The organism is Mammaliicoccus sp. RAM2 (assembly GCF_045897195.1).
Lineage (GTDB): Bacteria > Bacillota > Bacilli > Staphylococcales > Staphylococcaceae > Mammaliicoccus > Mammaliicoccus sciuri.
In genome coordinates this window covers 58,784-78,822 of record NZ_JBJNWI010000008.1, presented here as the reverse complement: position 1 = coordinate 78,822, position 20,039 = coordinate 58,784, and the positions used below count along the sequence as shown (strand labels likewise).

Genomic DNA, 20,039 nt, shown 5'->3' with positions numbered 1-20,039 from the left:
ATGATAATAATAGTATATGTTGTAACACTAATCTTGACGATTTGTACGATGCTAAGTGGGGCATTGATGTACTTCAGGCGCTGTAAGATTAATCCTAGTCATATGGAAGCTTCTAAGACACCTGTTAGTCTCATTGTTCCTGCTAGAAATGAAGCGAAAAATTTACCGAACTTACTTAAACGTGTGGCCAATCATAAAGATATAGAAATTATTGTCATGGACGATGACTCTACAGATCAAACTTGCGCAATTGCCGAACAATATGGCGCACATGTTTATAAAGTTTCAAAGCATGCTACTTGGAAAGGTAAATCGCATGCTTGTTGGGAAGGTAGTCAGGTTGCCTCTCACAATATGTTGCTGTTTGTAGATGCTGATGTTCAATTTAGTCGTCTTGATAGTATTTGGCAAATCGTAAACCAATATAAATTGCAACAGTATAGAGGGCTACTTTCTATACAGCCTTATCATATGATTGAACGATTGTATGAGAACGCATCGGCATTATTTAACGTAATGACGATAGTAGGTATGAATACATTCTCTATTTCGAAGTCTAAATATGATGACCAAATGGCATTTGGTCCAGTCATTCTAACGAATAAGCAAGATTACGAATTAACACAAGGTCACTTTAACGCAAAAGATTCAATTATCGAAGGTTTCGCTATAAGTAAGTCTTATCATCAACATGCTTTACCAGTGGAATTATATGAAGGTCAAGGTGTTGTGAATTTTAGAATGTATCCCCAAGGATATAAATCGCTTATAGAAGGTTGGAGTAAGCATATTGCATTAGGCGCTCAAGTAACGAAGCAATCAACATTGGCTTTAATCGTATTGTGGTTAATTGGTACTGTGACTTCAACAATAATGGTTATAATATCGTTATGGTTAAATCCTATATTTATCGCATTAGCTTTAATGGTGTATGTTTTATATGCCTTTCAACATTATATTATTTTAAAGAGAACTGGGAATTTTCATATCTTAGTGAGCGTTTGTCATCCATTGATGTTCATGAATTTTATGATGATATTTATGAAATCATGGTTTGATGTCCATGTGTTTAAAATAATTCAATGGAAAGGGAGAAAAATAAATTTATAAAAATTGCAACACTCAAAAGTATTCACATGGGGTTATCGAGGAGGACAATTAGTGAATCAATTAGAGAAAGATTATAGACACTGTCACAATATTATGAAGTTACATTCAAAGACGTTCTCATATGCATTTGATATGTTAGAACTGAATAAAAAGAAAGCGGTGTGGGCAATTTATGCCGTTTGTCGCATTATAGATGATAGTATCGATGAATATCAAGATCTCGAACAATTAGAATGTATCGCAAATGATTTGGATGCAATATATAACCATAACGTTCAACGATATCAAAGCGACGATTCCATTATGAATGCTTATCGCCATACGTTGAAAGACTATGCTATTCCTCACCAACCGTTACAAACTCTTATACATTATGTTAAAGAAGATTTACATTTAAAACGCATACAAACTGACGAGGACTTATCTCTATATTGTTATGGTGTGGCAGGAACAGTGGGTGAATTGCTCACACCCATACTAGCATCAAAACAAAAAGCGCATATTAAACAAGCTGAACACGCAGGAATTGCTTTAGGAAAAGCACTTCAATTAACAAATATTTTAAGAGATGTTGGAGAAGATTTTAAACGAGATAGAATTTATTTAAGCAGAGAACGATTAGCATTATATAATGTCGATTTATTTGCTATATATCAAGGTGGTATAACTCAATCATATATTAATTTATGGGAAAGTTATGCTCAAGAAGCCACTGCGTTATATGAAAAAGCTTTAAATGGGATGACTTATTTTGATGAAGAAGTACGTTATATTATTGAAGTAGCAGCAAGCATATATCTTGAAATACTTGAAGAAGTTAGACAATCCAGATACACATTGCATCAAAAAGTTTTTGTTAATAAAAGAAAAAAATTAAAAATTTATCGTGAAGTTATGGCGAAATATAATAGAGGTGAATCTATATGAGAATTGCAGTCATAGGTGGTGGTGTATCAGGATTAGCATCAGCTGCGCGGTTAGCCGCAAGAGGTCATCAAGTCGATATTTATGAGAAAAACAAACAAATAGGTGGTAGGATGAATCAAATAAAGCAAGATGGCTTTACGTTTGATATGGGTCCTACAATTGTGATGATGCCCGAAATTTATCAAGATGTATTTAAGTATGCTAATAGAGATATCAATGATTATTTAGAAATCAAACAATTGTCTCATATTTATGATGTTTACTTCAGTGATGACGATCAAGTGCGTGTACCTACAGACTTATCTCAATTAAGAGATATGCTTGAATCTATTGAACCGAATTCTACACATGGATTTATGTCATTCTTAACCGATATTTACGAGCGATATGAAATTGCACGAAAGCATTTCTTAGAACGTACATTTCGTAAGCCTTCAGACTTCTATAATCCATATACATTATATCAAGGTATGAAATTAAAGACATTCGATAAAGCAGATAACTTAATAGAAAAATATGTCGCTAACGACAAAATTCAAAAGATTTTAGCATTTCAAACGTTATATATCGGAATAGATCCGAAAAAAAGCCCCTCGTTATATTCCATTATTCCAATGATTGAATTGATGTTTGGTGTGCACTTTATTAAAGGTGGCATGTATCGCTTTGCAGAAGCGCTTCAAACTTTAAATGAAGAACTCGGTACACATATATACACAGGGACGAATGTAGAAGAAATCATCATTGATCCACGTTATAAGCGTGCGGAAGGTCTAAAAGTAGAGGGTCGCATTGAACGTTATGATAAAGTTTTATGTACAGCAGATTTTCCTTATGCCGCATCATCATTGATTAAAAAATCATTTCAATCTAAGAAATATACAACAGAAAATATCAATAATATGGATTATTCTTGCTCAGCATTTTTAATGTATATAGGTGTTGATTTGGATTTGTCAGAAGAAATTTTACTACATAATGTCATATTCTCACAAGATTTTGATGAAAATATTAAAGAAATCTTCAATGGCACATTATCAGAAGATCCTTCTATATATGTTTATGCGCCAAGCGTTGAAGATAAAACGCTCGCTCCAGAGGGTCAAACAGGAATATACGTGTTAATGCCAGTATCCGAGCTTAAGACTGGTCATGTAGATTGGACAGATGAAGCGACAGTATCACAAGTGAAAGAAATAGTTTATAAAAAAATGGCTACTGTTAAAGCATTAGCACATGTAAAAGAACATATCGTAACTGAAATCATATTTACACCTAAAGATTTCGAAAGTCATTATCATGCGAAATTTGGGGCAGCCTTTGGTTTAATGCCAACGCTTGCTCAAAGTAATTATTATAGACCACCGAATATAAGTAGAAATTATCAAAATCTTTACTTTGCAGGAGCAAGTGTACATCCAGGTGCAGGTGTACCTATCGTCTTAACAAGTGCGAAAATTACAGTAGACGCGATGTTAGAAGATATAGAAAAAGGTATATAAAAAAGCAACTAGGACATAGTAATCTAGAATGGTCATTAGATTACTATGTCCTAGTTTTTTTATTGTGTATTAATCAAATGTAATTGTTTGGGGTGTATCGACCTCATCATCATTCATAATTTTGATGGCTTTAGGTGTTAATTTAAGTACGCATAAATCGGGATCATTTTTAGAATCGAAAAATGAGTTATCTTGTTTATTCCAAAGCCAATCAATCGTATCTTTATCTTTGAGAATTTCTACGTGTGCTTCTATTTCAAGAAAGCTACGATTCTTTGTTTCGTCATATCCAATTAAGACATGTGCTCTAGGATTATCCTTAAACTCAATAACTTTTTGAGAATCAATGCTTGTCTTTGTATATAGTGTATAATCATCATGATAAAAAACCATATATCGACTATTTGGTATATTTTTAAGTGCTGTAGAAAGTACACCGATTCTAGATGTATCTAATATACGTTCAATTTCAGCTTTGACTTTATCATTTGTCATATCTCAATCACCTCTACAATCTATTTACCCTAAAGTCTCATATTGTATGCATAGTCATTATGTGAATCTGTATAACGAAAATTTGTCATATTACCATGATAGTTGCTCCAAGAACTTAACTAGTCGCTTATAAAATTCCTGTAAATAAGAAACCAATACTATTAAGTAAGAGGGAAGTTATGATTAATGTTTATACTTTTGCGCTAAGACGATTTCGTTATAATTTATATTCTCACGTATTTGTCCTGCAACGGTGTTATTGATTTTGTTGTGTTTAATGAGCTCGTCTAAATAGTGGCGTTGCATATATAATGCTTGTAATTTATGATTTGTAAATGATTCTTGAGATACCACTTGATGTAAATGGTTGCCGTCTTGTTTACGACGTTGTTCTTGCCATTTCAGTATTCTACTAATGTTGTAATACTGATTAATAACCAGACTTACTTCTAATACATTTGTACTATTCTGTTCTTCTTTCATACGTAACGTAACATGATGGTTCACGATACGCATAATTTTTTGAACGTCTTTAAAACTATTCGCGTATTCTTGCATTTTTGTTTCTTTATCCTCTGATTTGAAATGCTTAATTGCTTTTAATCGAATGACAAACATCTTGATGTAGTTGATAGCTTTATCTCTAAAGGAGGCATTACGATGTGTTTCAGATAACTCTACAACATTACGGTAGTTATTAATATCTTGGTACGTAGCTTTATCACTTTCGATTAGTCTTTCTAATGTTTCTGTTTCAACTGTATGGGCGATTTCTTCTAAACGTTTTAGTTCTTTAGTGTTTTTATTATTCGGTTCGGAATTAAGTAGGAATAATAACTCTCCATAATATTGATTGAGCACAGGTCTAAAATCTGCATTGCTATCAACTTTACTTTCCGATTTCAAATGAGCAATGACTTGTTGTATGATAAATATCTTAGCAGATTGATAAGTCATGCCTTTAGTTGATGAAGTCTTGGCTGTAGGTGTAATAAGAGGTAAGACCACTTGTGCTAATATTAGGCTTAATAAGACCATTAATGATGCAATAAATAATAAATCATTTCGATATAGAAAAGCGTCACCTTGTGTAATGACATAAGGTAAAGTTAGTGCCATTGATAATGAAATCGTCCCATGAATACCACACATTGTCATTATAAATGCATAGCGAAGGCGTGATGGTGGTGTTTCAAAGGTGTCATCATTTAAATAGGATTGGATATTTTTAGGATAATAAAAATCTTTATACCAAAAATAAACCCATACAAAACGACAAATATATATGGCTAAAGCAATCAGTAGTGTTGTTGTGATTAAGAATATTAAGTTATCAGGTTCTGTTTGGAAGATGTCTATTATGACTGTTGGAACAAGATAACCTAAGACAACAAATACAAATCCATTCAAGGCATAACTTAATGTGCTCCAAATTTGATGATAATTCATTTGAAGCTCGGTTTGAGCTTTAATGAGCCGGTCGCGTTCCCAGCCATGAATCAGTCCAGCAACAACGACTGCTATGATACCAGAAGCATGAAAGTGTTCTGCTAAGAAATATACAGCAAATGGCGTTAATAATTGAATAAATGTTAACGTATTATTATCTTTTAAACCTTTATTAGCTGTTAAATCTATTCGGATTCTTACAATAATTGTTCCAACAATAGCACCAATCAAGACACCAATGATAGTTGAAATGACAAACTGTTCAATAGCGTGAACTGCTGAGAATGCACCTGTAACTAAAGCTGTAACCGCGATTTTAAATGAAATAATACCTGCTGCATCGTTTAGTAAAGACTCTCCTTCTAGAATAGACATAGAACCTTTAGGTAATAATTTTCCACGTGTAATCGCTGAGACCGCAACAGCATCTGTCGGACAAAGTATAGCAGCAATGGCAAATGCGGCAGGCATCGGTAATTCTGGCCATATCCAATGAACAAAATAACCAACACCAATAACTGTAGTAAATACGAGTGCCATAGACATTAATAATATCGGTTTACGATATGCTAACAAATTAGAACGTGAAACATGAGTGCCTTCAACAAATAATAGTGGTGCAATAACGGCTATCATAAATAATTCAGAATTAAATTCAAAGTACAAATCAATTGGTAAGAAGAAGACACCAACGCCTAATCCAATTTGAATAAATGCAGTCGGTATATTAGGAAATCGGTTGTTAATAATCGAACTAATAATAACTGCCAAAATAAATATTAAAAGTGCTTCTAATAATTCCATATCAAACTCCTTAACATTTTATCAAACATATTTTAACACTTTTCAATAGAGCAGGACATTATATTTATGTGTCTATATAGATTGTTTATGAGTATTGATAATCAGAATTATTCAAATGGAATCATATTAGACGCATAGATTGCGATACGTATATTTAATGATTGGATTGGATCTTCTATATTAGTGCCTATTAGATTACTACATTTGTTTATACGGTATTTGACGGTATTTCTATGGATAAATATTTTCTCTGCTGTTTTTGTGATATCGCACTGGTTATCCATATAAATTTTTAATGTTTGTTTTAATTCTATGTCTTTTTTAGTCTTTGGATAGCTAAGTGGACCGAGTGTATGTTTCACAAATGGTAAGAGTTTCTCTTGTGGTATGAGCTGCAATAATTCTTGAATATCTTTCGAATGGTATTGGGAAATAAATGATTTTTCATTGTTAAATAAGCCATTCTCAAATGCTTCGCTTGCTTCAAAGAATGATGAAGGTAATTGAGAGAACTCTGTTACTTCATTACCTATACCAAAAGATATTTGGTCTTCAAAATAATCATTGTAACTGATTTGTAGTCGTTCAATCATCTCTAGGTGATCTTCTTGTTTATTCTGTATTAAAATGACAAAGCGATCATTGCTTGGTAATCGATAAACACTGATGTATGAGTCGATTTCGGATAATTTATCTGTTAACCATTGAAAAGTTAATTGGTGCAATTCGTTTAAGTAATAACTATTTTCTAAGTTAGTCTTAGCATCTATGCCACAAATGATAGTTTGGTAGTAGTCTGATGGGTAGATATAATATTGTCTTAATAAATCCGCATGTTTTTTGATAGATAATGCTTGGTCACTTTTGTTGTAGACGAGTGATTCAAAGAAGCGGTTAATGTCGTTCTTTTCTACTTCTTGAATTTTAGTATTTTTGTACAAGGCGAAACTAAGCACGCTCACAACTTGTTCAATTGTTAAAAGACTAAATGGATAAGAAAGTTTATTCACTTGAGATACCATTATGTAGTAAGGGAAATATGTGTAACCCAACACTTTAAAGATAACATGGTCTTTATTTTCGAATACTAAGTTGTTTTTATCTTGTGTGAGTTCCTCTTGTTGATGTGCATTGAAATAAGCGACGTGTTCAGATAATAATGACTGACTTTGTCTATAGTGATGACTGATCGCTTCAGGCTTCTTGAACGGATTAAATAATATAATAGGTACGCCAAGTAATTTACTCATGCGTTCAATCATATTATCAATGCTGAACCCTTTAATAAGCAGTTGGTTAAGTTCTTGTTGAACTTGCAATGCATAATTTAATTTGCCCGTTTCAGAGTCGGATATAAAGGATGAAATTTCATGCGTAATCTCACCTAAGTTCCAACTTTCAGGAATTTCTATTAACGGAAATTGCAATTCGTCTGCAAAATCTATCACATCTTGGTCAATTTTATGTAAAAATCTTGAGACTTTAATACCAAGACCAGCTGTTTGAATGTCACTTAAGTCTTTAATTAATTTCTTTAAATTCTCCTGATTATCTTGGAAAAGTACGCCCGTTGTTAAGATGAAGGCATTGCTAGATGTGAAATGTTTAATGTCATTGTTTTCAGTAATGTCTAGACTCGTTACTTCAGAAGATAAATCTCCTTTTCTATTAATAAGCTCTAAACCTTTAAATTGAGGTATAGATAAAATTTCGTTTAGAGTTGTCATCATAAGGCCTCCCGTTTTTGTTTATCTTTCAATGAAGATTATATAAAAATGAAAACGATTTTTTATAAATGAAACCGTTATTTTTTGTCAAAATGTTATCTGTTTTGTTCAAAATGACCAATGATTTTTATTTCTAAAATTTATTATACACAAAATTTGTACGAAACCTATAATTTTAAATTCTATATATGTTAAGAACTACAAAGAAAAACGCTTACATAAGTTTTACACTTGTATATGAAGAGTTCATAGCTAGTTATTAGCTGATTAATTCAAAGGAGACATATAGAATGGCAAGAGAAGCAAACGACGTGGCATTAACTCCAGCCGAATTTGAAAAACGTGGCTATAACAAAGATATAATGCCCAAAACGTCAGCACAAAGAAACAATTCGGCATTTAACTTTTTTACATTATGGATGGGTGCCGTTCATAATATACCGAACTATACTGCAGTAGGTGGATTCTTATTAATCGGACTATCACCTTTACAGGTAATATTCGCATTAATATTAAGTTCATTTATTATTGCATTATTGTTAGTAGCAAATGGTTATGCTGGTTCTAAATATGGTATACCTTTTGCGATGCAATTGCGTCATACATACGGAGATGTAGGTGCAAAGTTACCAGGTATACTACGTGGTGTTGTAGCTGGTATTGCTTGGTTTGGACTTCAAACCTTTGCTGGTTCACAAGCACTATTAATCTTATTGAATAAGATTTTCCCTGGATTCGCTGATATCGCAAGCGGTGTGACGATTCTAGGTATTTCAATTCCTGGATTAATCGCATTCTTAATATTCTGGGCAATCAGTTTCGCAATTGGATTTGGTGGTGGAGAAATACTTAATAAATTCACTGCCGTATTAAACCCACTTATATACATTGTATTTGGTGGTATGGCAATCTGGGGCGTCATGGCTGCAGGAGGCGTTGGCAACATTTTAGATTATGAAATTTCAACGAAATCTAGCGGTATTATTTACCCAGCGATTTTATCATTTATTTTAATCTTTAATTCATTATTAGGTGTATGGGCAGGACCTGGTGCAAGTGTATCTGACTTTACTCAAAATGCGAAATCTACGAAGACGCAAATTGTCGGTCAAATTTCAGGTATCGTTGTTGCACATATCTTATTCGCGATTGCGAGTGTATTCATTATTATTGGTGGTTCTATTTATCTAGGTCACCAAGAGTGGAACATTTTAACAATCATTAATGAATGGGATAGTTTCTGGGCAATTCTCATATCAACTGGTGTATTATTAATGACAACTATTTCTACAAATGCGACAAGTAATATTATTCCAGCAGCGTATCAATTAAGTGCGTTATTGCCCAAGTGGATTAATTATCGCCGTGGTGTAGTCATTGCTTCAGTACTGAGTGTTGTGATTATGCCATGGAAAATGATGGAGAACGAGGATAGTATCTTCGTATTCTTAAATGCTATTGGGGCAATACTTGGACCTGTAGCAGGTGTCATGATTGTACATTTCTATATTGTGTCTAGACGTCACATTGATATAGATAAATTGTATTTTGATTTACGTGTAAAAGATCAAAAAATACCACGCATTAATATTTCGGCATATATCGGAACAATTGCTGGTGTTGTTATTTCATTACTTGGATTCTTACCAGGATTCACAGTGATTTCAGACTTTTCATGGTTTATCGGCTTTATTGTAGCCGGCGGTGTTTATATCATTTTACATTATGTATTTCATGCAGATAAAAGTAAAAAAGAAGGAGTGGCATATAATGAAGTATGATTTAATTATCAAAAATGGTTTAGTTATTTTAGAAGATGGCGCGCAAAAAGTTGAAGTTGGTGTCAAAGACGGGAAAATTGCGGCGATCGGACAAGAATTAGGAGAAGCTGAACAAATTGTTGATGCAAAAAATCAAATCGTTTCACCAGGTATGGTAGATGCTCACGTGCATATTACAGAACCAGGTGGCGGATACCGTGACGGATGGGAAGGTTACGTAACAGGTACTAATGCAGCTGCTAAAGGTGGCGTAACATCATTTGTTGAAATGCCATTAAACCAAGTACCAGCTACTACAGATAAAGCTTCTATCCAAGCTAAATTTGATGCAGGTAAAGATGAGTTAGCTGTAGATGTTGCAAGTTACGGAGGATTAGTACCATATAACTTAAACGGTGGTATTCAAGAATTAGATGAAGCGGGCGTTGTTGCCTATAAAGCATTCTTAGCAACTTGTGGTGACCGTACAATCGAAGGCGATTTTGAAAATGTTGATGACTATTCATTATATGAAGGTATGAAACAAATTGCTAAAACGGGAAAAATCTTATCTATCCATTCAGAAAATGCTACAATTACAGATCGTTTAGGTGAAATCGCTAAAGAAAATGGAGAAACAACATTAAGTGCATATGTGGATTCTAGACCAGTATTTACTGAAGTTGAACCAATCCGCAAAATCGTATTATTCGCTAAAGAAACAGGTTGTCGCGTGCATATCGTACACGTTGCTTGTGAAGAAGGCGTTGAAGAAGTGATCAAAGCTCAACAAGAAGGTGTAGATATTACATGTGAAACATGTACACACTACTTATACTTCTACAAAGAAGAGTTAGATTCAATCGGACCAGTTGTTAAATGTTCACCACCAATTCGTGAACAATCTCGATTAGAAGGTATGTGGAATCGCGTATTAAACGGAGACATTAACTTCGTAACATCTGACCATTCACCATGTACACCAGATTTAAAAGATACTGACAATGCATTCGAAGCATGGGGCGGTATTGCAGGATTACAAAATAACGTAGATATACTATTTGACGAAGGCGTTCAAAAACGTAATATGTCATTACAAAAATTTGCTGATATCATTGCAACAGCACCAGCAAAACGCTTTGGATTAGATACGAAAGGAAGCATCGCACTAGGAAAAGATGCAGACTTTGTATTTATCAAACCAGAAGCACCATATACATTACAAGCAGAAGACTTAGCATATAGAAATAAAATGAGTCCATATATTGGTCGAGAAATCGGCGCGCAAGTTACAAAAACAATATTAAGAGGACAAGAAATTTATGATCAAGAAACAGGTGTAACAGAAGCACGCTTAGGACGCTTTATCTAAGAATTATATATAAGGAAAGGCAGGGACCATCGTGGTGTCCCTGCCTTTTTTCGTATTGGAGGGGTGAGCTAGGTTTTTCTAGGAGGAAGGGGCGGAATCTCTTGGCTTAAGTATTGAATAAAGCCAAGAGATAGTGGAAATCATGGCTTAAGTATTGAATAAAGCCAAGAGATGGCTGAAGTCGTGGCTTAAGTATTGAGTAAAGCCAAGAGATGGCTGAAGTCGTGGCTTAAGTATTGAATAAAGCCAAGAGATGGCTGAAGTCGTGGCTTAAGTGATGAATAAAGCCAAGAGATAGTGGAAGTCGTGGCTTAAGTGATGAATAAAGCCAAGAGATAATGGAAGTCGTGGCTTAAGTATTGAGTAAAGCCAAGAGATGGCCCAAGTCATGGCTTAAGTGATGAGTAAAGCCAAGAGATAGCCCAAGTCATGGCTTAAGTGATGAGTAAAGCCAAGAGATAGCCCAATATATGAGTTAAAATACTAGTAAACTCACATCCCCTCAACTCACATCCCTCACCAATCCCCCTCAATATCCTACTCCAACACGGTGTCGAGCTTGGCTAGTTCGATTGTTGTTTGTATGAGGAGGTTAATGCCTTTTTCGATTTGGTCTGCTGTGACGGATTCTTTTGGTGAATGGCTAATACCTTCTTTACATGGTATAAATATCATACTTGTTGGACATATGGGTGCGATGATCATAGCATCATGTCCTGCGCCACTGTACATATAATTATATGTGTATCCTAATTGCTGACAGTTGTCTTCGTTGATTTGTGCAATTTTATGATTGAAACTGCGTGGTGTATCTTGACCTAAATCTTCCAATTCATAATGTGCATTGCGATGATCTGTTATGCATTCAATGTGTGATGTGATTTCATCAACGACTTGTTCTCGTACGGCTTCATTCTTACCTCTAATGTCTATTAAAAGTGTGACTTCTCCTGGTATGGCATTCATTGTATTTGGATATACATCTGCATAACCGACTGTTGTCACAATTCCTTTATCATGATAAGCACGTCCAATTTCTTCGATTTTTAAGATGATTTCTGCGGATGTTGTCAGTGCATCTATTCTCATTGGCATGGGTGTTGAACCTGAATGACTCGTCACGCCTTGAATTTTTAATTTAAAACGATGCGGACCTGCTACATCTGTCACGATGCCGATATCTTTATGTTTCTTCTCTAAAATAGGACCTTGCTCGATGTGTAATTCTAAAAATGCTTTAATATTGTTTCTTTCAAATAATGCTGCTTTACCATGCATGTCTTGAGCAAGTGGTGCGACAATATCATAAAGTACATTCCCGTCGTTATCTTTAATATATTTCATATCTTCTTTCGTCATATTGCCTGTGAGATATTTACTACCTAATGTCGCTTCATTAAATCTTGTAGATTCTTCACAAGCAAAGGCAATGATAATAATGGGATGATCCGTTTCTATTTGATATTTATTTAAATATTCAACAACTTCCAACGCACCAACAACACCAAGTAGTCCGTCATATTGCCCGCCGTCTTTAACCGTATCTATATGAGAACCTAATACGACTGGTTTAAAGTCTGGATTTTTACCTTCTCGACGCGCAATAACATTTCCGAAGAAATCAAAGTAGACATCTAGACCAGCTTTTTGGCAAAGCATTGAGAATTTAAGTGCTGCTACACGTTCTGAATGTGTAAAAGCAATTCGGTTAATACCACCATTTTCAGGATTACGTGCAAATTGATTAAACGTTTCTAGATTTTCCATGACATTTTGAATGTTCATCATTTATCCTCCTTGAATTAAGTTTGATGATTGACTTAAAAATTGTACGGCTTGTTTATACAGTGAAATACTTGTTGGTGTTACTTCACGATCAAAATCATGTTGGTCTAAATCGAGCGTTTCTAAATGACTATGCTCAATTTGGCGGTAAGTATGTTCACTTTCACTATACGGAACATCTGGGTCACCTTTGCAATGTACAATGAAAGTCGGTGGAAATTGTTTTAATTCTTTAGTTGAAATATTATATGCACTTGCTGTTGATGATTGAATACCTAAATAAGATAACCACTTCGCTTGGCCGCGTACATATAAATAAATCGGATATCTCGTTTGTAATGAGCCAAAAGTTAAAGGATTAGGTTGTATAAGTTGATTTAATATCGCTGGTGTAATTTGAGTTGATAAAGCTTGGTATTGTGCGTTCGGTCTTAAAAATGCAGGAACATGAACACGTGCATAGCCATAAAAATCAAGAATGCCTGCAACTTCACGATAACGTGCAACCATTAAACTTAAGAATCCACCAGCTGAACGACCAAATGTATAGATTGGTAATGCCTCATATAAGGCACTGATTTCATCGTATTGAGCTAATGCATCTGAGATAATCGTATCAATCGGGCTCTCTGGTGCTAATCGATAAGAAACGAGTACAAGATGGTAGGACTCTGTCAAAATATCTATATACGTTTGTGGTAAGTCATCACGTTGACCAAAAATTAACCCGCCACCATGAAAGTACATGATAACCCCTTGAGGGTGTTCATTTTTAGATTCGATGATGGTATAGGGTAATTGAAAACTATCATTTGATAAACACATTGAATGATTTTGAGTCAAAACAACTCAGCCTCCTAGAAGATATATTTTCCTAATCATAGTATCTCAAATTAAATTTAGGTCGTATTTGTATAAAACATATAAAAGTTAAGCGAATTATTGTATGTTTTGTGAATGATAACAAAAATGTAACCGCTTATAATAGTAATTGACATGAAAAGGAGATGAATTATATGGACATCCGTTCTTCTTTCGAAGCGCTAGATAAACAGTTTACTTCATTTGGAGGTTTGACAGGTGGCGGTATTACACGCTTACTTTATTCAAAAGAATGGTCAAACGCTGTTCGCGCATTAAAAGAAACATTAGATAAAGAAGGATTTGAAGCACAATTCGATGACATTGGTAACTTAAGAGGTCGTATTGAAGGTAGTAAATACCCAGAAGAAACGATTATGTCTGGTTCTCATATTGATACAGTTGTTGAAGGTGGCCATTTAGATGGTCAATTCGGTGTATTAGCAGCACTTGTAGCGATGCAATCATTGAAAGCAGAATACGGACAACCATTACGTTCTTTAGAAATTTTAGCTTTAGCAGAAGAAGAAGGCAGTCGCTTCCCATTTGCATTCTGGGGTAGTAAGAACTTCTTCAACTTAACAGGTAAAGACGATGTAGATACAATTGCTGATGCTGAAGGTATTCAATTTAAAGATGCTATGCGTGAAGTAGGATTTGATTATCGTACAGAAGACAATGACTACAGTCGCATTAAAGCATTTATCGAAGTTCATATTGAACAAGGAAAAGTGTTAGAAACAGAACAAAAATCAATTGGTGTCGTTAACGGTATCGTTGGACAAAAACGTTATACAGTTAATTTAAAAGGTGAAGCAAACCATGCAGGTACGACACCAATGGGCTTAAGAAGAGATGCTGTCATCGCATTTAGTAAAATCGCGACACAATTGACAGAATGTGCAAGAGAATTAGGAGATCCATTAGTATTAACATTTGGTCGCGTCGACCCAATACCAAATACCGTAAATGTTGTGCCAGGTGAAGTGACATTCTCAATCGATTGTCGTCACATTGACCAAGATGCATTAAATCAATTTGCTGAAGAAATCGATGCATGTATTAAACGCGTATCTGAAGAAGAAGGCGTTGAACACGATATTGATTTATGGATGGACGAAGCACCAACCTTAATGAATGAAGATTTAGTTAAGACAATTGAACGCGCTGCTGAAACAGTCGTGGGTGAATCGGATTGGAAACTGATGTCTTCAGGTGCAGGTCACGATTCACAAATCTTCGCACAATATGTACCAACTTCTATGTTGTTTGTGCCATCTATAAATGGTGTGAGTCACAACGTTGAAGAAGAGACAAATGTTGAAGATTTAGTAAAAGGTATCGAAGTATTGAAACAAGTATTATATGAGCTTGCTTATCAAGAATAAATAAATTTTTAAAAATAGAGATAGAGAAAAGGAGTATTGATCATGGGTTACATTAATCATAATCAAGGTTATAGAGAAGGACTTTTAGAAACACGTTCAGTTATTAAGAAAGACAACTATGCAGTTATTACACCAGACGGCTTAGTAAACAACGTTGTACCAGGTTTCGAAGATTGCGACGTTACAATTTTAGGTTCACCAAGATTAGGTGCTCGCTTTGTAGACTACTTAGTAACATTAAAAAATCAAGGCGGAAATAGACAAGGCTTTGGTGGAGGCGGCGTTCAAACATTTATTTACGTTGAATACGGTAAAATCAACGCATACGCAGATGACAAAAAATATGAATTAGCAGCTGGTGGATACTTATACGTACCAAGTCACCAAGTTATGACTTTTGAAAACAGCAATCAAAACAATGATAGCCGCGTATTCTTATATAAAAAACGTTACCAACCTTTAGAAGGATTCACACCAGAAGTTGTAACTGGAAATGTGAATGACATGGTTCAAGAACCTTATGAAGGTATGGAAGAAGTTACAATTCTTGATTTATTACCTAAAGAATTAGCATATGACATGAACATTCATATCTTGTCATTTAAACCAGGTGCTTCACACGGATATATTGAAACACACGTTCAAGAACACGGTGCTTATGTATTAAGTGGTCGCGGTATGTACAACTTAGATAACGAATGGCAACCAGTTGATAAAGGTGATTACATCTTTATGGGCGCTTATGCACCACAAGCAACTTATGCTGTAGGCTTAAACGAACCATTCGCTTATATTTACTCTAAAGATGCAAATAGAGATATCGAAATTTAAGGAAGGTTGTTAGGAATGGCAGAAGAAGGATTAGTATACGTAGAACGTGGAAAGCTGCGCCAGTTATTTAAAGACAAACTGACAAATGCAGGTTTATCTGAACAACATGCTGACAAGACAGCAGATTTGATGATATTTGCAGATGAGCGTGGCATTCATTCACACGGTTCTGTGCGTACACAATATTACGCAGAACGTACTGCAAAAAAAGGATACAATTTGAATCCAGAATTAACATTCACAAAGACAGGTCCATCATCAGGTACTTACTTTGGAGATAATGCAGTTGGGCACTATGTTGCTTATGAAGCAATGGAAGAAGCAATTAAGTTAGCTAAAGAAAGTGGTATAGGCATGGTCGGTATTAAAGAAATGGGCCACAGTGGTGCGATTGGTTACTTTGCTGAACAAGCGTCAAAAGAAGGCATGGTCGCTTTAACAGTATGTCAGTCAGATCCAATGGTTGTACCATTTGGTGGTACAGAACCGTACTTCGGTACAAATCCAATTGCTTTTGCAGCACCACGTAAAAATGGTGAACCGATATTATTTGATATGGCAACAACCGTGCAAGCTTGGGGAAAAATCTTAGATGCACGTTCTAAAAACAAATCCATTCCAGACACTTGGGCAGTAGATAAACAAGGTGAGCCAACGACAGATCCATTTGAAGTCGCTGCGCTATTACCAGTCGCGGGTCCTAAAGGTTATGGATTGATGATGATGGTAGATATTCTAGCAGGTAGCTTGTTAGGTTTACCTTTTGGAAAACATGTTACATCAATGTATGAAGATTTAAGTCAGTATCGTAGATTAGGACAATTTCATATCGTCATTAATCCAGCATATTTTGGTGATGAAGAACAATTTTTAACACACGTTTCTGAAATGGTTGATGAACTTCATGATATTAAACCGGCTAAAGGCTTTGATCAAGTTTATTACCCAGGTGAAATTCAAGAGGACGTTAAAAAACGCTACAAAGAAAGTGGCATACCGATTGCCGAAAGTATTTATGAGTATTTAATATCTGATGACATTTATTAAATAGCTGAGAAGAAGTGAAAGAGACAATTGAATGTTATAAATGACGACTGTCGACATTTAATATCGTACGTCTTGAGTACCTTCTTTTTTTACGGCTAAAATCATGATTTTATGTATATAAATTACACTATTCGAGTAATGAGGAGGTTAAGATATGCGTGTTTCAAAGAAAGAATTATTTGATTTAATGAAGAATAAATTAGCTAAAGCGGGCTTAAACGAAGGTGCTGCAGAAGATGTAGCAGACGTATTAACATTTGCGGATTATAGAGGTATTCATTCACATGGTGCAGTACGAGTAGAGTACTATGCTGAGCGAATTGCTAAAGGTGGCATAACAGCCAATCCGAATTATCAATTCGAACAAACGGGTTCATCAACAGCTATATTTGAAGGAGATAATGGTCCTGGTCATCAAGCGGCTAAACAAGCGATGGAAAAAGCAATCGAGATGGCTAAAGAAAATGGCGTTGCCGTTGTTGGTGTTAAGCACATTTCACATAGCGGTGCGTTAGGTTACTTTGTAGAAATGGCAGCTAAAGAGAATATGGTCGGTTTAAGTATGTGCCAATCAGATCCAATGGTTGTGCCATTCGGCGGTACTGAACCATATTTCGGAACAAATCCAATTGCATTTAGTGCACCATCAAACGATGATCGTATTATTACATTTGATATGGCAACGACCGTTCAAGCATGGGGTAAAGTGCTAGATGCAAGAGCGAAAAATCAATCAATCCCAGATACATGGGCAGTTGATGCGAATGGTGAACCAACGACAAATGCAAGAGATGTTCATGCACTTGTCCCAGTTGCAGGACCTAAAGGGTATGGCCTTATGATGATGGTTGATATTCTATCAGGTAGTTTACTAGGTGTACCACATGGTGTACATGTTTCATCAATGTACAAAGATTTAACGAAAGGCCGTGACTTAGGCCAATTACATGTCGTGATTAATCCAGCCTTCTTCACGGACTTAGACCAATTTAAATCAAACATTTCAACAATGCTCAATGAATTAAAAGCACAACCAGCAGCACAAGGATATGGAGAAATTTTCTATCCGGGTGAACGTGGCCGATTACGTAGTGAAAAATATGACGAAGAAGGCATTGAAATTGTTGATGATATATACAACTACTTAGTTTCAGACGATGTGCACTTTGATCGTTATCACGGAAAAAATAGATTTGCAGAATAATAACGGAGGAATAGTATGTTACACACAATTATTAAAGAAAACACTTACCAAGATTCGATTGTATTAATGTTATTATCGAATAAATTATCTGCTATTGATGGTATTAACCAAGTATCCATTATGATGGGAACACCTGCCAATAAAGATATTTTTAAATCTTCAGGATTAGGTACGGATGAATTAGAAGCAGCGAAACCAAACGATATTATCATCGTTGTAGATACAGAAAATGAAGAAAAAGTTGAAGAAGTAAACCAAGAAGTTGAAGCAGAATTGAAAGGGAAAGGTGAAAGTGAAGACCAATCTCAAAAACAAAACGAAGCTTCAAATTGGAACCGTGCATTAGAATTAGCAAACAATCCTAACTTAGCATTGATTTCAATTCCTGGGCAATATGCAGCGATGGAAGCTGAAACAGCATTGAAAAATAACTTAAATGTATTTATGTTCAGCGACAACGTAGCAAAAGAAGACGAAGTACGTTTGAAAGAAATGGCACATGACAAAGGTTTACTTGTAATGGGTCCTGACTGTGGTACAGGTATTATTCATAGTTTACCACTTGCATTTACAAACACTGTAAATGAAGGGGACATCGGTGTTGTTGGCGCTTCAGGTACAGGTATTCAAGAAGTAACAACAATCATTGACCGTGAAGGAAAAGGTGTTACAAATGCTATCGGTACAGGTGGCCGTGACTTATCTACAGAAGTAGGCGCGATTACGATGTTAGACAGTATTAAAGCACTTAATGCGGATCCTAAAGTGAAAGTCATTACAGTTATTTCTAAGCCACCAGCTAAAGAAGTAGAAGAAAAAGTATTGAATTTATTACGTAATATCGAAAAACCAATCGTAACGTTATTCTTAGGTTCTAAACCTGAATATACAGAAGCAAACATTCACCACGCTTATACATTGGAAGAAGCGGCACGTGTATCTGTTCAACTTTCAAATGGAGAAACACCTCAATTTAGTACAGCAATTCAATCAGATATTAACATCAAATTTGCTGATAACCAAGATGGCGTTAAAGGTTATTACTCTGGCGGTACGTTAGCTTCTGAAGCAGCAATGTTATTAAAAGATACTTTAGGCGACAATTCAGATGCAGAAACACCAGAAGGCTTTTCATATAAAGGTGGTCACCATGAAATTATCGACTTAGGTGATGATATTTATACACAAGGTAGACCTCATCCTATGATTGACCCATCTAAACGTATCGAAATGTTAGAACAATCCGCAGACGATCCATCAACAGCTATTATTATGTTAGATAACGTGATCGGATACGGAAGTCATGATGACATGGCAAGTGAACTTGCGCCAACGATTCAAAAAGTGTTAGACAAAGCACAATCAGAAGGTCGCAGTTTAGCAGTTCTTGCTACAGTTGTAGGTACTGAGCATGACCACCAAGGTTACGACAAACAAGTTAATATCTTAAAAGAAGCTGGCGCAATCGTATGTGAAACAAACAATCAAATGGTGACGACAGCACTTCATTTACTTGGTAAAGATGTTGAACAACCACAATTAGAAACAAAATCATTCGAAGCAGAATCTGTTGATTTAACAGTTGATGAAAAAGTCTTGAACTTAATTAATATGAAACCAAGTGTGATTAATATCGGATTGAAGAGTTTCACAGAAGCTATTCAAGCTAATGATGCGCAAGTTGTTCAGTTTAACTGGCAACCAATCGCAGGTGGCGACGAGAAATTAATGAAAGTACTTCAATTCTTAAACAATTACGAAGGAGAGACAGTATAAA

General features: G+C 35.2%; 15 protein-coding genes. 10 read left to right on the top strand and 5 right to left on the bottom strand.

All coding sequences use genetic code 11. From position 1 onward, the window contains the following. The 3 genes from ACJTHF_RS11985 to ACJTHF_RS11975 are packed head-to-tail and all read left to right on the top strand — an operon-like array spanning position 1 to position 3,539. On the top strand, positions 1–1,110 hold the full coding sequence (locus ACJTHF_RS11985; RefSeq protein WP_232156981.1) for a glycosyltransferase family 2 protein: 1,110 nt from the start codon (positions 1–3) through the stop codon (positions 1,108–1,110). Positions 1,111–1,161: 51 nt separating this feature from the next. Continuing rightward, positions 1,162–2,037, top strand: a complete 876-nt coding sequence (locus ACJTHF_RS11980; protein WP_048540397.1) for a phytoene/squalene synthase family protein — start codon at positions 1,162–1,164, stop codon at positions 2,035–2,037. Further along, entirely contained in the window at positions 2,034–3,539 is a 1,506-nt protein-coding gene (locus ACJTHF_RS11975; protein WP_048540398.1) for a phytoene desaturase family protein, read from the top strand. Before ACJTHF_RS11980 ends, ACJTHF_RS11975 begins: the two co-directional genes overlap by 4 nt. Before the next feature lie 69 nt (positions 3,540–3,608). On the opposite strand, the gene ACJTHF_RS11970 is transcribed toward ACJTHF_RS11975, so the two are convergent. The 3 genes from ACJTHF_RS11970 to ACJTHF_RS11960 form a co-directional block, all read right to left on the bottom strand. Beyond that, complete coding sequence (locus ACJTHF_RS11970; RefSeq protein ID WP_106417281.1) at positions 3,609–4,034, bottom strand: pyridoxamine 5'-phosphate oxidase family protein; 426 nt, start codon at positions 4,032–4,034, stop codon at positions 3,609–3,611. Between the two features lie 183 nt (positions 4,035–4,217). Beyond that, a complete protein-coding gene (locus ACJTHF_RS11965) occupies positions 4,218–6,287 on the bottom strand; it encodes a cation:proton antiporter (protein WP_106417280.1) in 2,070 nt (689 codons plus the stop codon). A 107-nt stretch (positions 6,288–6,394) separates the two neighbouring features. Further along, complete coding sequence (locus ACJTHF_RS11960; RefSeq protein WP_048540401.1) at positions 6,395–8,014, bottom strand: PucR family transcriptional regulator; 1,620 nt, start codon at positions 8,012–8,014, stop codon at positions 6,395–6,397. A gap of 290 nt (positions 8,015–8,304) precedes the next feature. Here ACJTHF_RS11960 and allW point away from each other — a divergent pair, with 290 nt between their 5' ends. Both allW and allB read left to right on the top strand, forming a co-directional pair. Then, the gene (gene allW / locus ACJTHF_RS11955) at positions 8,305–9,795 is read left to right on the top strand and encodes an allantoin permease (RefSeq protein ID WP_048540402.1); all 1,491 of its coding nucleotides are present in this window, start codon (positions 8,305–8,307) and stop codon (positions 9,793–9,795) included. Continuing rightward, positions 9,785–11,146, top strand: coding sequence for an allantoinase AllB (gene allB / locus ACJTHF_RS11950; RefSeq protein WP_078355358.1), 1,362 nt, complete (start codon positions 9,785–9,787; stop codon positions 11,144–11,146). Before allW ends, allB begins: the two co-directional genes overlap by 11 nt. Before the next feature lie 537 nt (positions 11,147–11,683). Here the strand turns inward: allB and ACJTHF_RS11945 are convergent. Both ACJTHF_RS11945 and ACJTHF_RS11940 read right to left on the bottom strand, forming a co-directional pair. Continuing rightward, positions 11,684–12,931 carry a Zn-dependent hydrolase gene (locus ACJTHF_RS11945; protein WP_106417279.1) on the bottom strand — a complete coding sequence of 416 codons (1,248 nt, stop codon included), beginning with the start codon at positions 12,929–12,931 and terminating at the stop codon, positions 11,684–11,686. 3 nt (positions 12,932–12,934) lie between these two features. Further along, entirely contained in the window at positions 12,935–13,774 is an 840-nt protein-coding gene (locus ACJTHF_RS11940) for an alpha/beta hydrolase (protein WP_106417278.1), read from the bottom strand. A 173-nt stretch (positions 13,775–13,947) separates the two neighbouring features. Here ACJTHF_RS11940 and allC point away from each other — a divergent pair, with 173 nt between their 5' ends. The 5 genes from allC (at position 13,948) to fdrA (ending at position 20,038) form a co-directional block, all read left to right on the top strand. Further along, positions 13,948–15,180 carry an allantoate deiminase gene (gene allC, locus ACJTHF_RS11935; RefSeq protein WP_088592684.1) on the top strand — a complete coding sequence of 411 codons (1,233 nt, stop codon included), beginning with the start codon at positions 13,948–13,950 and terminating at the stop codon, positions 15,178–15,180. 42 nt (positions 15,181–15,222) lie between these two features. Then, on the top strand, positions 15,223–16,011 hold the full coding sequence (gene allE, locus ACJTHF_RS11930) for a (S)-ureidoglycine aminohydrolase (RefSeq protein ID WP_232156972.1): 789 nt from the start codon (positions 15,223–15,225) through the stop codon (positions 16,009–16,011). Between the two features lie 15 nt (positions 16,012–16,026). Then, the gene (allD, locus tag ACJTHF_RS11925; protein ID WP_153654151.1) at positions 16,027–17,058 is read left to right on the top strand and encodes an ureidoglycolate dehydrogenase; all 1,032 of its coding nucleotides are present in this window, start codon (positions 16,027–16,029) and stop codon (positions 17,056–17,058) included. A 154-nt stretch (positions 17,059–17,212) separates the two neighbouring features. Then, positions 17,213–18,262, top strand: a complete 1,050-nt coding sequence (gene allD, locus ACJTHF_RS11920; RefSeq protein ID WP_407812623.1) for an ureidoglycolate dehydrogenase — start codon at positions 17,213–17,215, stop codon at positions 18,260–18,262. Positions 18,263–18,277: 15 nt separating this feature from the next. Continuing rightward, positions 18,278–20,038 carry an acyl-CoA synthetase FdrA gene (gene fdrA / locus ACJTHF_RS11915; RefSeq protein WP_088592685.1) on the top strand — a complete coding sequence of 587 codons (1,761 nt, stop codon included), beginning with the start codon at positions 18,278–18,280 and terminating at the stop codon, positions 20,036–20,038. Position 20,039 lies beyond the last annotated feature (1 nt).